Source organism: Streptomyces sp. NRRL S-495 (genome assembly GCF_000966955.1).
GTDB classification, from domain to species: domain Bacteria; phylum Actinomycetota; class Actinomycetes; order Streptomycetales; family Streptomycetaceae; genus Kitasatospora; species Kitasatospora purpeofusca.
This window is the reverse complement of the sequence record NZ_JZWY01000161.1, coordinates 1-15,022: the sequence shown is the minus strand read 5'-3', so window position 1 is coordinate 15,022 and position 15,022 is coordinate 1. Positions and strand designations below refer to the sequence as shown.

The following is a 15,022-nucleotide window of genomic DNA, read 5'->3' as shown; positions in this document are numbered from 1 at the left end:
ACCGGAGCTGTTCGACGCCGAGTTCTTCGGCATCCCGCCGCGGGAGGCCGACCTGATGGACCCGCAGCACCGACTGCTGCTGGAGACCGCCTGGGAGGCCCTGGAGAGCGGTGGACTGATCACCGACCGGCCCCCGGGCCGGGTCGGCGTGTTCGCCGGCTCCGGATTCAACTACTACCTGCAACAGCAGGTCCTGGCCGACCCGGAACTCCTGGCCGAACAGGGACTGCTGTCCGTGGTGCTCGCCAACGAGAAGGACCACCTCGCGGCCCGGATCGCCTACCGGCTGGGCCTGAACGGGCCCGCGATCGGCGTCCAGACCGCCTGCTCCACCTCGCTGGTCGCCGTGCACCTGGCCTGCCAGAGCCTGCGCACCGGGGACTCGGACCTCGCCCTGGCCGGCGGTGTCGACCTGGAGTTCCCGCAACGGGCCGGCTACCGCTACGAGCCCAAGGGCATCATGTCGCCCGACGGTTCCTGCCGTCCGTTCGACGCCGCCGCCAACGGCACCGTGCCGGGCAGCGGCGTCGGCATGGTCGTCCTCAAACGGGCCGCGGACGCCCGCCGCGACGGCGACCGGGTCCACGCGCTGATCTCCGGTTCGGCCGTCAACAACGACGGTGCGGCGAAGGTCGGTTACACCGCCCCGGGTGTCGCCGGCCAGGTCGACGTGCTCGCCCGCGCCTACGCGGCCGCCGGCGTCGACCCGTCGACGATCGGCTACCTGGAGGCGCACGGTACGGCCACCGAGGTCGGCGACGCCATCGAACTGTCCGCGCTGCGCGAGGTGTTCGGCGACGGCCGGGGCACCTGCTCGCTCGGCTCGGTCAAGGCGAACATCGGACACCTGTCGGCCGCCGCCGGCGTGGCCGGCCTCATCAAGGCCGCCCTCGCCCTGCACCACCGGCGGATCCCGCCGCTCGCCGGCCTCGACCGGCCCAGGGTCGAACTCATCGACCCCGCATCGCCGTTCACTGTCGACACGGTCGCCCGGGAGTGGACCGTTTCGGACGGCCGGCCGCGCCGGGCCGCCGTCAGCTCCTTCGGCCTCGGCGGGACCAACGTCCACGTGGTGCTCACCGAGGTACCCGCCGACCCGGCGCCGCCCACCCCGAACGCCCCGGACGTCGTCCTGGTCTCCGCCCCCACCGAACCGGCCCTGCGCAGCGCCGCCGAACGCCTCGCCCGCCACCTCGCCGACCACCCCGGCCTCCCGCTGCCCGACGTCGCCATGACCACCCAGCAGCACCGCCGGCACTTCGCCCACCGGATCGCCGTCGCCGCGCCCGACCCGGCCGGCGCGGCCCGCGCCCTGGCCGGCGCACCCGTGCGCACCGCGCTGCGCCGGCCCGAAGTGGTCTTCCTGCTCCCCGGCCAGGGCGCCGAAGCACCCGGCATGGCCGAGTGGGCCTACCGCCGCTACCCGTCCTTCGCCGCCGACATCGACCGCGGCAGCGAGCTGGCCCGGCACCTCCTCGGCGTGGACCTGCGCGACCTGCTGGTCGACCGGGACCCGCAGGGCCTGATCCACCGCACCGACCTCACCCAGCCCGCCCTGGTGCTGCACGAGTACGCGCTGGGACGGCTGCTCGGCTCCTTCGGGGTCCGGCCCGCCGCCCTGCTCGGGCACTCGGTGGGGGAGTACGCGGCGGCGTGCCTGGCCGGCGAACTGGGGCTGGCCGACGCGCTGCGCCTGGTCGCGGAGCGGGGCAGGTTGATGCTGCGGGCCCCCGAGGGCGGCATGGTCGTTGTGCTCGCGGCACCGGCCGTGGTGCGCGGAGAACTCGCCGACTTGGACGAGCTCGACGTCGCCGCGGTGAACGCGCCGGAGGTGGTCGTGGTGTCCGGCCCGGCCGACCCGCTGACCCGGCTGCGCGCCAGGCTGGACGCCGCCGGCATCCAGCACCGGGTGCTGCCCACCGAGCGGGCCTTCCACTCCCGGATGATGGCCGGGGCCGCCGCCGCGCTGGACACGGTGGCCGCGACGGTCGAGGCCAAGCCGGGCGAGGTCGACGTGATCAGCACCGTCAGCGGCCGGGCGCTGCCCGCCGGCGGGCTCCGGCCGGCCGGCTACTGGGCGGAGCAACTGCGCAGCCCCGTCCGCTACCAGGACGCGGTGGTCACGGCGGCGGCCCGCGGCCGGGCGGTCCTCGTCGAGGTCGGCCCGGGCAGCGGTCTGATCGGCAGCGCCCGGCAGATCCCCGAGGCCCGGCGAACGCCCGTGGTGGCGCTGCAGCCGCGCCGCGGCGACCTGCTGAGCGGGCTCGGCGCGCTGTGGGCCTCGGGCGTCGAGCTGGACTGGGCGGCGGTGCGCGCGGGGGCTCCGGCGGTCCGGGCGCCACTGCCCGCCCGGCTCTTCGCCGCCGAACGCCACTGGCTGGACACGCCTGCGTCCCAGGAGAATGTGGCCCCGGTGTCCGCCCCGGCCTCCGTCCCGGTCCAGGCCGCGGACGACGAGGACCGGACCGTGCAACAGATCGTGGAGATCTGGCGCTCACTGCTCGGGGTGCCCACCGTCGGGGCCGACTCCGACTTCTTCACGCTCGGCGGGGAGTCGCTGCTCTTCATCCGAATGATCGCCCAGGTGCAGCGCCGTTTCGGCGTCCCGGTCCGGATCGCCGAGCTGGCCGACGCGCCGACCCCGCGGGCGATCGCCGCCCACGTGATCGGCGGGTGACCCCGTCCCGGTGCGCAGTCCCGGTGTGCGGTCCGCCGCACACCGGGACGGCCTCCGTCGCACATAGCTAAATGATCGACATATCTAAATCAATGATCTATGGTTCCGGCATGGCAGACCGTCAACTGCAGGAGCCGGCGAGGCTCGTACTCACCGCTTTGGCCGACGAGCCCCGGCACGGCTACGCGATCCTCCAGGAAGTCCTGGCGATCACCGAAGGCCGCACCAGGATGCTCACCGGCACCCTCTACACGGCCCTGGACCGCCTGCTCCACCAGGGCCTCATCCGGATCGCCCACGAGGAGGTCGTGGCCGGACGGCTGCGCCGCAGCTTCGCGCTGACCGAGCAGGGCCGACACACACTGACCGAGGAGACGCAACGGCTGCGCGCCGGAGTGGCGGAGGCCGAGCGCCGGCTCGCCCTCGGCGCCCCCCGGCCCACGCTGCGCACGAACTGGGGGACGGCATGACCGACGAGCACACCTCGCTTCCCGCCCTGCTGTGCAGGCTTCCCCTCGCCGGCCTCTACCCGGCCGAGTACCGGGCCGCGCACGGCGAGGAGATCAAGGCGGTCCTCGCCGACGCCGTCCAGCACGCCGGCCCCCGCACCGCCCTGCGCGAGTGGGCCGCCCTCGCCGCCCACGCCGTGCGACTGCGCACCCGCCTCAGCTCGAGCGATCCGGCGGGCAGGATCCTCGCCGGTGCCGCGCCGTCCCTGCTGGCCGGCGGTGCCGCCCTGAGCGTGCTCCACCTGTTGTTCGGCGCCCTTCCTGCCGGTCCCGACGCGCACTGGGCGATGGGCGCCGCGCAGAGCGCACCCTGGATTCTCGCCCTGCTGTGTGTCGCCCTCGGCCGCTGGGCCCCGGCCCGGGCCCTGCTCCTGCTGGCGGCTCTGTTCCAGCCCGCCACGTCGTTCACCGAGAATCCCGAACTTCCCGGTCTCTGGGCCCTCACGGCCGTCCTGGTGCTGATCGCACCGCCCGACGCCGTCGACCTCTCCCGACGGGGCCGCTCCTGGGCGATCGGCTCCGCCGCCGCCGTCGCGCTGCCGCTGAGCGGACTCGCCGTCCTGTGGCTCGACACCCGGCCCGAGGACTACCCCCACCTCGTCTTCCCGCCCCTCCAGCAGGCCCTGCTCGACCTCTCCCCGGCCTGGCCGGCCCTCGTCCTGAGCCTCGCCCACCTCCTGCGCCTCGCCAGGCCGAACACCGACCCCCTGCACGCCGGCGGCATCGCCCTGGCCGTCCTGCCCTGGACGCTCACCATCGCCCCACCCCTCCACAGCAGCACCGCGACCGACCCACTCGACCTGCTCCGCAACACCGGCCTGGCCCTCGCCGTCCTGGCCACCGCCACCACCATCGGCCTCGAACGCCGCCACCCCCGGCGCACCCGCCCCAGCGAGCCGGACGCACCACGGGCATCCGGCCCAACGGCCTGACCAGGGGGAGCCGACACCGTGCCTGAGCCCGCCTGCGGGCGATCACGCAGCAGGCGGGCTCCAGGGCGGCCGGCCTCGTGGTTCTCCCGGCGAACCAGAAGTCTGTCCGAACGGATCCAGGCCGTTGGCGCGCTCGACCACCTGGTGGACCTGACAATCCGTCCGGCTCACCACCAGCCCGGTCGGCCCGGATCCGTGGCTGATCCCTAGGCGGCTTCGCTTCCCGGACCGGTCATGGCGGGTGACGGGTCGAGGAACTGGTCGAGGTCGGGTGACATCCGAATGCTGTCGCGGGTGGGTGGGGTCATGGTGGGGGCGGTTCCCAGGGCGGAGTAGGTCACGGTGACGGCTTTGTCCTCGCCGTCGTTGGCGCCGAACTCGCGGAACCGGAGGAGTTCCTGCTTGGCGTTGAGCCAGAAGTCGAGGGTGTATGTCTCGCCGCCCTTCTTGAGGGTCGACTCGACGTGGGGGCGGTGTTCCTCGGTGAGGTCGGGTATCGCGCCCAGCACGGCCGTGACGTCCGTGACGGCGCGGTAGTGCGTGACCTCGGCGCCGTCGAGCTTCTCGGTCCCGACCGTGCTGAGCCGGCCCGTGGTGGCCAGGGTCAGCTGATTCACCGGGTCCATCGCCATGGCCAGCTGCGGGTAGAAGGGCCGGCGCCACATGAGGAAGGGCGTCTTCACCCAGAAGACCTGTTCGCCGACGCCCGCCGCGGCCTGCTCCGTGGGGCCCAGGTAGGCCTCGTTGCCCACCAGCCGGACTCTGATCCGGGTGTTCGGGGCGTCGGTCAGGTACTCGATCGCGGCCGGGCCGGTCGCCCAGTTGGCGAAGCCCGTGCCGGGTTTGGCTTCCAGGCCGTCCGGCGCGGACAGGGTGTACCGGGCACTGCCTGCCTTGCGCATGACCTCGGCCGACGCCGCCAGCGCGGCCTTGGGATCGGTGGCGGCCGCCGTGCCCGCCGCAACCGCACTGCTCGGTACCGCGCCGGCCGTCACCCCGCCGCCCGAGGTGGTGGCCGCCGGCGACGGTCCGCCTCCGCTGTCACCACCGGCCGCCTCCGCTGTCACCACCGGCGCCGCCGCAGGCGGTGAGACCGCCGACCAGTACGGCCAGCGTGACGGTCACGACGGCGGAACGCGCTCCGCGCATGGAGACTCCCTGTGGGCCCGAACTTCCCTGATGCTGCCGGGCGCAGACTCTAATGGATCATCAGGTCGACTTCTCAACCGGTTTTCTCACCATCCGGGCGCTCGCTTCGGTCACGGTCCGCCGATCTGCCGACGGCCCGGAGCTCGTCGACCGCCCTGTTCCGGGAGTGCAGTCCCGGAGCAGGGCCGACCGCCCGCACGTTGCCGTCTTGCCGCGCCGCGGGGTGGTGCCGTCACAGGTCCGAGGCGTCGATCCAACAGATCGTCGCTATCAGATCGGGAGCCTTGTCGGTCGCCTCGGCTGCCAGAAGTGCCCAGTCCCGGCAATCGGCAACGATCCGGGCCCAGGGCAAGCGGCGGTCGACGTCCCAGTCGATGCCTGGGCCGTGACCTCCGTGGACCCCGTTGCCCTGCTTTATCCGCCAAACCTGGAAATAGAGCACCGCCTGATCGTGAGCGGCGAGATCCTCGATGACTTCGGCGAGGCGAGCCGTCGGCCATGACGGATCCAGGATGTCCGGCGAGGCCCGGAGGGCGGCGGTCCGAGGCGGGAGGACGGGCTCGCGGGCGCCGAGGTCCGTCAGCGCCCAGCGAAGTGCCACTCNCANCGAAGTGCCACTCCTTCGCTGTCGTCGGGGGCCTCGCCTCGCTGGCGGAAGGCTTCGTAGGCATGTCGAAGCGCCGGCACGGCATGCTGGACGCCCAGATCCGCCAGGGCTTCGGCCGCCCATTGGCGGACGGTGGCGTTCGCGTTGTCGAGCAGGTCGATCAGCACGTCTCCCGGCCGCGGATCCTTCAGCGCGGTGAAGACCTCGATGGCGCAGAGCTGCCCGAACGCCCCGAGGCGAGGTGTCGTCGCCATCAACTCGACCAGCACGTCCGGCCCCATGGCGATCAGCGCATGCTGGGCGTCCTCCGCCACCGCGCTCGAATCCGCATCGAGCTCGTCGACCCGCTGAGCAACCGTGCTGTCCATGGCCACGAAGTCTGGCTCACTCCATGCACCACGACCAGTCAATAAACGGGCCCGCCCGCGCTGCGCACCGGTGGACGTCAGCCTGCCGGGGGCCGCCGGACGGCGCGCAGGAGTTCGGCTCCCTCCGAGTCCGAGGTCTGAAGGGTGTCGTCGGTGTCCAGGACGTCGGGTACCGCGACCAGGAGCTCGTGGAGGAAGTCGTGGTGCCCCTCCGGCGTCGGCGCCGTGTGGTTCAGCGGATAGACCCCGAATTGCAGGTAGTGCAGGGTCTTGCGCATCATCTGGGCCGGCGAGCAGACCGAGACGAGGGTGCCGAAGCCCCCGTCCCTGAAGTACGAGGCGGCGACGAAGCACTCGTCCGCCGAACCGTAGACGCCGGCGTCGCCCTTGTAGCGCGCGTTGAGGTCGTCGCCGTGGACGGCCGAGGACGGTACGCCGAGCTTCTCCAGGAAGTCCCCGCCGGCCCGGCTGAGGCTGCTCTCGTCCTCCACCCCGAGGTGGCGGTGCCGACTGCCCGGCACGTAGACCTCCACCGGGCGTCCGGCCTTCAGGTATCCCTGGAAGAGTTCGTGGCCGCGCCGTAGCCGGGCCGCGAACTCCTCGCCGGGCGTGCCGCCTTCGGCCAGCGGGTGCTGGGCCGCCACCTCGATCAGCACGCCCGGAAGGTGCCGGCGGGTCCGCATGAAGGCCTGGGCCGAAAGGAGTCGCTCGCGCCACCGCTCGGCCGCGGCGGGGGAGAGGAGGGGTGTCGTGTCTCGCATGTCCATCGCAGCTCGCCTCACGTGATCGTCCTCACTTCTCCGCGCTCCTGGACGATGGCCCAGGTCCGGTCGAAGTGCTTCCAGCAGGCGTCGATCAGACCGAACTCCTCGGTCCCGCGCAGTTCCAGGGACGGGGTCTCCGGGGCCCTCGCCGGCGGCAGGGTCAGGGTGATCCATCCCCAGGTCCGGTCGCACAGAATCATCGTGGACCGCAGGTGCGTGGTGAAGAACCCGATCTCGGCCGATCCAGCGGCCGAGCCGGCGGCAGATCCGGCGGCCGTGCTGCGCGCCCGGGCCTCGCGGACGATCGCCCGCAGCCGCGCCTCCACCTCGCGGACCTCGGCCGCGATCGGCGAGCGCTCGTCCCACAGCGACTCGGACTCGTCGACGTCGGCGAGGAACTGGCCGTCGGAGACCGGTACCAGGACGCGGAGCCGGGCCCCGGCCACGAGCGCCTTCGTCAGGTAGGGCGTCTGGATCTCGATCAGCCGCTTCCCGCTGGTGGACATGATCCCGATCGACGCGGCCTTCCCGAGGTTCTCGCTCAGGGCGTTGCCGGCCTGCCCGTCCACGCTGATCCGGGCCACACCGATCTGCGTCCCCGGCGCCACCAGGTTCTGCCATTCGGCGGAGAAGGTGTGAGCGGTCGAGTTGCCCCTGACCCAGCCGGGCTGGGGATTGTGCCGGACGGCCAGCCGCAGCGACCTGGTGACATCGCTGCGCAGGCCGGAGACGGTGCGCCAGGGCCGCCAGAGCCGCTCGCCGCGCACCTTCTCCCGGAAGACGGCGAGCCGCTCGGTGTCCTCCGGTGTCGGCTGCCAGCTGTCCGTGTGCAGTTCGGCGGGATCGGAGTGGACGAACACCAGGATGGGCTTGCCCAGCGAGCGGGCGTGGTCGTACTCCCGTTCGGTGAAGCTGACGGTCCCTCCGTTGAGGTCCCCGTATCGCGCCCCGAGGATGAGGACGAGGTAGTCGCAGTCGTTGATCACCCGCGCGACGACGTCCCAGGCGCCCTCCGAGCGTGCGTCGAACAGCTCCATGCCGGAGGGGATGTACCCCTCGGTGACCAGCTCGTCGATGACGGCCTCGCGGTGCTGCCGCAGGTCGAGGCTGGTCGAGCTGACGAACACCTGGTAGCGGCGCTCGTCAGGAGCCTCGGGCGCCGGCTGGGCCGCGCCCGACGGTGCCGGGGCGCCGGAGCGGGGTTCGGGCTCCGCGGGCCCGTAGTAGTTGAAGTTGTTCGTCACGGTGCTGCGTGAGCCGATGGCGTTGCCGGCGACGTCGGCCCCGGCGCCGACCCCGCCGCCGCGGACCTCCACGTGCTCGGCCGGCCGTTCTGGTTCGGCCGGGTCCGGTTGCCCGCGCCGCCGGAAGCGCCCGCCCGCCATCAGCTGGTCACCTCGCCGCCCTCGCCCAGCGCGTTCCCGGCGACATCGCTCCCGGCGGCCACCGCCCCCTCGCCCTGGGCGGACACGGTCCGCCCAGGCCCGGGGGCGGGCACACCGAGTGGGCTCGCCAGGGACACCCCGGTGACCCTGCTGTCGGCACCGATCGCGTTGCCGATCACGCTCCCCCCGGCAGCAACCGCACCGCGTCCACCGGCCCGGACGGCAGCACCCCCGCCCTGCCGCAGCGCGAAGACCGAGGCGACCAGCCCGGCGAGCCCGACGACCGCCCCGACAACGGCACTCGCGCGCTCCGCCCCGGCGGCGTCCCCGAGGACCGCCCACAGGGCCAGGGCGACTGCAACACCTGTACATACCAGTGCTGTTGACCAGAACAGCAGGCGCATGTGCGATGCCCCCCATCACAGCGACAACCCGTAGAACGGTACTACCCGGCCCCCGTCCGAACCACGCTCCGGGGTCGCCTTCCGGGTGGATCCTCCGACCGGTCACTCCTCGGTGAGGGGCCACCACCAGAGGCTGCCGGAGATCGGCGGAAGGCGGACCGGCGGTGCGGGGCGGCGGTCGGTGAGCGGGTGCGGTCGGCCGGCGGGCGTGCCCGGGGCGCGGAAGCGGTCGGTCCCGGCCGTCCAGTCGAGTTGGCCCCGGATGCTGGAGGCGAGGTTGGCGAGCAGTGCCCGTAGGGCGGGTCCGGCGGTGGCCGCCGTACGATCGCGCAACCGCAGGAACCGGGCGAGGACCTCGTCGCGCAGCCCGATCCCGAGTCGGACAGCCTCGGCGGGCGCGCAGCCGAGCGACCGCGCGAGGACATCGGGCAGGTTGACGTGGTCGAGCGTGGCCGCGGCGTGGTCGCGGGCGTACCCGTAGAGGTCGTTGTCCCAACCGGTGACCAGGTTGGTCATGTCGATGAGCGCCCGTACGGGCGGCCGGTCGAGTTCGGCCGGTGCGGGTTCGGCACCGTCCGTCACGGCGAGGACGTCGGCGATGGGCACGAACCAGGTGGTCGCCCGGCGGTGGCGCAGGTACGCGTCCAGGTCGGGGACGAGCCGGCTCCGGGAAAGGTGTTCGTCCAGGTTGGCGGTGAGGCTCTCGTCGATCGCACGGGCCAGGTGGCCGCTCAGGCCGGGGGAGGCCAGTGCGGCGTGGGAGGACAGCGTCCGCTGGAGGGCCTGGCCGATCGGGTCGGTGCTGGGGGTGCGGGTGTGCGCGGCTGCGCGCAGGACGGCGGTGCGATCGGCCAGTCCAGGATCCGAGCCCGGGCTGTCGTACAGGTCGTCGAGCACGAAGGTGAGGGTGAGGAGGTCGGTGAGGACGAGGAGGCCCGGTACCGTGGCGCGCGGCGCGAAGCGGGCGGCCAGTTCGCCGATCCGCTGACGGGCCAACGCGGCCCGCCGACCGGTTTCGGGGGCACTCCGGAGGCCGTCATCCAGGTGACCTGGTGCTCCTGGGTGAGCCGGTGGTCGGGGTGCAGCGCGGGTGGGAGCGGGCACCAGAACGGTGGGATCAGCAGCGGACGCGTCATCGGCGGGTACCTCCTCAGCGACGGGCGACGGCGGCGACGAGGGCGGCGAGCCCGCGACAGGTGAGAGCGTGGTTCTGGGCCGGAACGTCGGAGAGGAACGGCCGCGGCCCGAACATGGCCGGACCCGGTTCGGGCCAGTCGCCCTGGCCACGCCGGCTCTCCACGAGGAACCGCAGCGCCCCGACGAGCGCGCCCGGCGGGACCGGGCGGAGGCTGTGCAGCAGCGCGGTGACGGCGAGCGCGGTCGCCGTCGGGCTGGCCGAGTCCTCGCCGTCCAGCCGCGGCCAGCCACCCTCCGGGCGCTGGGTGGCGGTCAGTCGTGCGGCCTCCCGCGCGAGCTCCGGGGAGTCCCTGCCGAGCAGCGGAGCGACCTCGGCGGCCGGGTAGGCGGGGTAGCCGTACCAGTCGGCCTGCCAGCGTCCGTCCGCCCGGTGGCGCTCGACCAGCCAGCGCCGGGCGGGGGCGGTGTCGGGGCTTCCGTCGCCCGTGCGACGGTGGGAGTCGACACCTGCGGCGAGGTGGGCGACGACGTCCTGCGCCGGAGAGTCGTCGGCGGACTGCCAGGTCGTCCAGAGCCCGTCCGGCCGCTGCCGCGTCGCGGCGTACGCGCGGGCCGCCGGCCATACCCGGGAGCCCTGCGGGGAGCGGGCCAGGGCGAGCAGCACCGTGCCGGTGGTGTCGTTGTCGGAGGCCAGCCCCCGGCCCGCGACGAGGGGTGACATGCTGCCCCAGCCACCGTCCTGACCCTGCGTGTGCTCCAGGAAGGACAGTGCCGCGGGCAGTGCACGGGCGTCGAAGCCGGGGCGGCCGCGCAGGCAGCGGACCATCAGGGCGGTGTCCCACACGTCGAAGGTGCCCAGGCCCCAGCCGGATTGCGGATCCCGGGACCGGCGGAGCTGTGCGGCCGCCGCACGCACGGCCGGGTGGCCCGGGGCCGCGCAGGTGAGGGCCAGGCAGGCCACGGCGGTGGTCAACGCCATCGCGTGGAAGGACCCGTCACCCGCCTGCTCGGCCTCCAGCGCCCGTAGCACTCGCGGTGGCGCCGGCCGGCCGAGTGCCTGGTGGGCGAGGAGTTCGGCGGCCAGCAGTACCGTACGTTGCCAGCCCTTCAGTCCTGCGCCCCGCTCCGGCCCGAGGGCGTCGACCGCCGTCCCCAGCAGCCGCCCGGGGTCGGCGCCGGGCGCGCCGGCCGCGACGGCGACGGTGTGCAGGAGAATCTGACGGCGGGCCAACGCCGCGTCCTCCGGCGGTGGTTCGGCCAGAGGCGGGGGTCGGGACGGTCGCAGGGCGAGGGCGAGCAGCCAGCGGTCCGCCGCCGCGACCGCCGGATGGTGCTCCTGGACCTCGGCCCGCTCGGCCAGCCACCGCAGGGCCTCCGCCGGTACCGAGCCAGGGCCTTCGGCCTGCCGCAGGGCGAGGACCGCCACGGCGGTCTCCAGGATGCGCGGCCCGGCGGGCACCGCCCAGGAGCCGTCGGGGCGCTGGGACGCGACGGCGTGGGCGACCGCCGCCGACAGCGCCTCCCGGGCCCTCCGCTCCAATCCCGGCCCACCGTCTCCGTGCAGGAACATCCGTCTCCTCCGCCGTCGCGCGCTGTCGCCCCGGGTCAATGTCCCGAATCCGAGGGCCCGAATGCAGGCGCGTGCGGGGGCGTGATGGGGTGCGGTGCTCCGTTCGTGTGCGCCTGGCCGCGCCGTGGTGTGCGCGCCGGGCCACCGGGTCGATGGCTCGGTCTTTTCCCGTCAACTGAGCAGTCGGAGCGACAAATTGGTGGTGCATCGGATCGGATCGGGTCGTTCGGGGACGGATCCGACGCGCGCCCTGTCCCGGCAAAGGGAAGGTAAAGGAAAGTGGTCTGAACCTCTTGACTGACTGGTCTGGACCTTTCTAGTCTCGCCGAAGCACCCTGCGGCGGACGTCGCGCAGCGTGCGGTCACGGACTCCCCACCCCTGTCCGCCCCCACGTCGAGGAGCCCTCTCTTGCTGACTCGCTTCGCCCTGCCCACAAAGAGGTTGAGAGCCGCCGCGGCCGGCCTGACCGCGCTCGCCCTGCCGCTGGTCGCCGTCGTCGGCCTGTCCACCCCCGCCCAGGCCGCCACCTCGGCCACCGCCGCCTTCGCCAAGGGCTCCGACTGGGGCTCCGGGTTCGACGGCAAGTGGACGGTGAAGAACACCGGAACCACCACGCTCACGTCCTGGACGATCGAGTGGGACTTCCCCGCCGGCACGAGCGTCGCCTCCGCCTGGGACGCCACGGTCACCAGCGCCGGCAACCACTGGACCGCCAAGGACAAGGGCTGGAACGGTACCCTCGCCCCCGGCGCCTCGGTGACCTTCGGCTTCAACGGTGCGGGCCCCGGCGCACCCAGCGGCTGCAAGCTCAACGGCGCCTCCTGCGACGGCACCGACCTGCCCGGCAACCAGGCGCCGTCCGCGCCGGGCACCCCGGTCGGCTCCGACATCACCGACACCTCGCTGAAGGTGTCGTGGACCGCCGCCACCGACGACACCGGCATCAAGAACTACGACGTCCTGCGCAACGGCACCAAGGTCGCCACGGTGACCGGCCTCACCTACAGCGACAGCAACCTCACCGCGGGCACGAGTTACACCTACACCGTCGTCGCCCGCGACACCGCCGACCTGACCGGCCCCGCCAGTGCTCCCGGCACCGTGCGCACCACCGGCGGCGACATCGTCACCGGCGACCAGGTCAAGCTCGGCTACTTCACCAACTGGGGCGTCTACGGCCGCAACTACCATGTGAAGAACCTGGTGACCTCCGGCTCCGCCGCGAAGATCACCCACATCAACTACGCCTTCGGCAACGTCCAGAACGGCAAGTGCACCATCGGCGACGCCTACGCCGACTACGAGCGCGCCTACACCGCGGACCTCTCCGTCGACGGTGTCGCGGACACCTGGGACCAGCCGCTGCGCGGCAGCTTCAACCAGCTGCGCGAACTCAAGCGCCTCTACCCGCACATCAAGGTGATCTGGTCCTTCGGCGGCTGGACCTGGTCCGGCGGCTTCGGCCAGGCCGTGCAGAACCCGGCCGCGTTCGCCAAGTCCTGCCACGACCTGGTCGAGGACCCGCGCTGGGCCGACGTCTTCGACGGCATCGACCTCGACTGGGAGTACCCGAACGCCTGCGGCCTGACCTGCGACACCAGCGGCGCCGACTCGTTCAAGAAGATGGTCCAGGCCATGCGCACCGAGTTCGGCAAAGACCTGGTCACGGTGGCGGTCTCCGCCGACGCCTCGCAGGGCGGCAACATCGACAAGGCCGACTACGCGGCCGGTGCGCCGTACCTCGACTGGTTCAACGTCATGACGTACGACTTCTTCGGCGCCTGGGCGGCGAAGGGCCCGACCGCCCCGCACTCCCCGCTCACCGCCTACGACGGCATCCCGAAGGCCGGCTTCACCTCGGCCGAGGCCATCGCCAAGTACCGGTCGATCGGTGTGCCCGCCTCCAAGCTGCTGCTGGGCATCGGCTTCTACGGCCGCGGCTGGACCGGCGTGACCCAGTCCGCCCCGGGCGGCACCGCCACCGGCGCGGCGGCCGGCACCTACGAGACCGGCATCGAGGACTACAAGGTCCTCAAGAACACCTGCCCCGCCACCGGCACGGTCGCCGGCACCGCCTACGCCCACTGCGGGACCAACTGGTGGAGCTACGACACCCCGGCCACCATCACCGCCAAGATGGCGTGGGCCAAGGGGCCGAACCTGCGCGGCGCCTTCTTCTGGGAGTTCAGCGGCGACACCGCCAACGGCGAGCTGGTGAACGCGATCCACACCGGCCTCAAGTAGCACCGCACCACCCGCACGACCCGCGCCACCCGCACGACCGCTCGCAGCGGCCCGCCGTCCCCGGCGGGCCGCTGTCGGCGTTTCAGCGCCGAGGTACCGGCGTCACGTTCCCGAGCCGGCCGCCGTAGGTGAGGTCCATCGAAATCCTGTGACGGCGTCGGAGGGGTGCGGCCCGCGTGCCGACCGGTTCACCGGACGACGAGGACCCGGCGCCCGCGGGTGTGGCCGGCGCGGCTGTCGATGTGGGCGGCTGCGGCTTCGGCGAGCGGGTACGACTTCTCGACGGGGATGTGGAGCCTTCCTCGTGAGACGAGGTCCGCGGCCGTGGTGAGTGCCTCCGGCACGCTCCCGGCCGTGCCCGAGAAGCGGACGCCGTGATCGGGTGCGCCGAGATCGGCGATGGAGATCACCTTCCTTGCGTCGCCGGTGAGTTCGACGAGTTCGGGGATCACGCCCGAGCCGGCCAGGTCGAGGGCGGCGTCGACGCGGCCGAGCCCGCGTACCCGGTCCGGCCAGCCCTCGTCGTAGGTGGTGGCGAGGGCGCCCAGGCTCCGCAGGTAGTCCTGGTTGCGGGCCCCGGCCGTGCCGACGACGCGGATGCCGCGGTCGCGGGCGATCTGCAGGACGGCCGAGCCGACCCCGCCGGCCGCGCCGCTGACCAGCAGGGTCTGCCCCGGGCGGACGCCCACCTCGCCCAGGATCCGCAGCGCGGTCTCGACCACCGAGGGATAGCCGGCGGCCTCCTCGAAGGTGAGGCCCTCGGGCATGGCGGTCCAGGCCGTCAGCACGGCGAACTCGGCGTAGGTGTCGATGCCTTTGCCGAACACGCGGTCCCCGACCCGTGTGCCGCGGACGCCCTCACCGATCCCGTCGACGACTCCGGCGGCGTCCAGGCCCAGTCCGGAGGGCAGTCGGGTGGGGTGGGCGCCGAGGACCTGGCCTTCGCGGATCCGCCAGTCGACGGGGTTCACGCCCGCCGCGCGGACGGCTATGCGGATTTGGCCGGGCCCCGGTCGGGGCTCGTCGGTGTCGAGGAGGTGCAGGACGTCGGGGCCGCCGAACTCGGCGAAGGTCACCTTCTTCATACGGACGACCGTAACACTAACCGTTAGGGTTTTATAGTTGTGAGGATTTTGGTCCTGATAGCGTGGCCGGATGACCGAGAGGACCGGGCCGACCGGGCGCCGCGAACGCAAGAAGGCCGCCACCCGTCAGAAGATCGCCGACACCGCCCTGCGGCTGTTCCTCGAACGCGGCTACGACGCCGTGGGGATC

Annotated in this window: 12 protein-coding genes and 1 pseudogene; 5 read left to right on the top strand and 8 right to left on the bottom strand. The window is 73.0% G+C overall.

The genetic code is table 11. The features are described 5' to 3' along the window. From VR45_RS10790 to VR45_RS42205, 3 genes are all read left to right on the top strand, one after another. Nucleotides 1-2,677: type I polyketide synthase (locus VR45_RS10790; protein WP_045939477.1), on the top strand; the 2,677-nt coding region annotated here is incomplete at its 5' end. A 110-nt stretch (nt 2,678-2,787) separates the two neighbouring features. Further along, the gene (locus VR45_RS10785) at nt 2,788-3,147 is read left to right on the top strand and encodes a PadR family transcriptional regulator (protein ID WP_045939480.1); all 360 of its coding nucleotides are present in this window, start codon (nt 2,788-2,790) and stop codon (nt 3,145-3,147) included. Then, entirely contained in the window at nt 3,144-4,118 is a 975-nt protein-coding gene (locus tag VR45_RS42205) for a hypothetical protein (protein ID WP_052708994.1), read from the top strand. The genes VR45_RS10785 and VR45_RS42205 overlap by 4 nt, the downstream gene beginning before the upstream one ends. A gap of 206 nt (nt 4,119-4,324) precedes the next feature. Here VR45_RS42205 and VR45_RS10775 read toward each other — a convergent pair whose 3' ends face one another. The 7 genes from VR45_RS10775 to VR45_RS10740 form a co-directional block, all read right to left on the bottom strand. Next, entirely contained in the window at nt 4,325-5,188 is an 864-nt protein-coding gene (locus VR45_RS10775; protein ID WP_159394174.1) for a hypothetical protein, read from the bottom strand. Nucleotides 5,189-5,499: 311 nt separating this feature from the next. Next, on the bottom strand, nt 5,500-5,868 hold the full coding sequence (locus tag VR45_RS43920; RefSeq protein WP_052708993.1) for a hypothetical protein: 369 nt from the start codon (nt 5,866-5,868) through the stop codon (nt 5,500-5,502). 451 nt (nt 5,869-6,319) lie between these two features. After that, nucleotides 6,320-7,009: a hypothetical protein gene (locus VR45_RS10765; RefSeq protein WP_045939475.1), complete on the bottom strand. Its 690-nt coding sequence runs from the start codon at nt 7,007-7,009 to the stop codon at nt 6,320-6,322. An 11-nt stretch (nt 7,010-7,020) separates the two neighbouring features. Then, on the bottom strand, nt 7,021-8,391 hold the full coding sequence (locus tag VR45_RS45510; RefSeq protein WP_052708991.1) for a DUF4062 domain-containing protein: 1,371 nt from the start codon (nt 8,389-8,391) through the stop codon (nt 7,021-7,023). Beyond that, nucleotides 8,391-8,795 carry a hypothetical protein gene (locus VR45_RS46830; RefSeq protein ID WP_045939473.1) on the bottom strand — a complete coding sequence of 135 codons (405 nt, stop codon included), beginning with the start codon at nt 8,793-8,795 and terminating at the stop codon, nt 8,391-8,393. The genes VR45_RS45510 and VR45_RS46830 overlap by 1 nt, the downstream gene beginning before the upstream one ends. A 102-nt stretch (nt 8,796-8,897) precedes the next feature. Continuing rightward, complete coding sequence (locus VR45_RS10745; protein ID WP_045939472.1) at nt 8,898-9,791, bottom strand: terpene synthase family protein; 894 nt, start codon at nt 9,789-9,791, stop codon at nt 8,898-8,900. Between the two features lie 154 nt (nt 9,792-9,945). Then, the gene (locus VR45_RS10740) at nt 9,946-11,502 is read right to left on the bottom strand and encodes a hypothetical protein (protein WP_159394172.1); all 1,557 of its coding nucleotides are present in this window, start codon (nt 11,500-11,502) and stop codon (nt 9,946-9,948) included. A gap of 409 nt (nt 11,503-11,911) precedes the next feature. On the opposite strand from VR45_RS10740, the gene VR45_RS10735 reads away from it, so the two are divergent. Further along, nucleotides 11,912-13,747 (top strand): glycosyl hydrolase family 18 protein, encoded by a 1,836-nt coding sequence (locus tag VR45_RS10735; RefSeq protein ID WP_078896407.1) that lies wholly within the window; start codon nt 11,912-11,914, stop codon nt 13,745-13,747. A gap of 188 nt (nt 13,748-13,935) precedes the next feature. Here the strand turns inward: VR45_RS10735 and VR45_RS10730 are convergent, their stop codons facing one another. After that, nucleotides 13,936-14,832, bottom strand: coding sequence for an NADP-dependent oxidoreductase (locus tag VR45_RS10730; protein ID WP_045939469.1), 897 nt, complete (start codon nt 14,830-14,832; stop codon nt 13,936-13,938). Between the two features lie 70 nt (nt 14,833-14,902). Between VR45_RS10730 and VR45_RS45505 the strand changes: the two are divergent. After that, nucleotides 14,903-15,022: pseudogene (locus VR45_RS45505) on the top strand (TetR/AcrR family transcriptional regulator); the annotation flags it as partial.

Coding starts and splice junctions, on each gene's coding strand:
- VR45_RS10785 (WP_045939480.1), top strand. CDS start 2,788: ATGGCAGACCGTCAACTGCAGGAGCCGGCGAGGCTCGTACTCACCGCT.
- VR45_RS42205 (WP_052708994.1), top strand. CDS start 3,144: ATGACCGACGAGCACACCTCGCTTCCCGCCCTGCTGTGCAGGCTTCCC.
- VR45_RS10765 (WP_045939475.1), bottom strand. CDS start 7,009: ATGGACATGCGAGACACGACACCCCTCCTCTCCCCCGCCGCGGCCGAG.
- VR45_RS45510 (WP_052708991.1), bottom strand. CDS start 8,391: ATGGCGGGCGGGCGCTTCCGGCGGCGCGGGCAACCGGACCCGGCCGAA.
- VR45_RS46830 (WP_045939473.1), bottom strand. CDS start 8,795: ATGCGCCTGCTGTTCTGGTCAACAGCACTGGTATGTACAGGTGTTGCA.
- VR45_RS10740 (WP_159394172.1), bottom strand. CDS start 11,502: ATGTTCCTGCACGGAGACGGTGGGCCGGGATTGGAGCGGAGGGCCCGG.
- VR45_RS10730 (WP_045939469.1), bottom strand. CDS start 14,832: ATGAAGAAGGTGACCTTCGCCGAGTTCGGCGGCCCCGACGTCCTGCAC.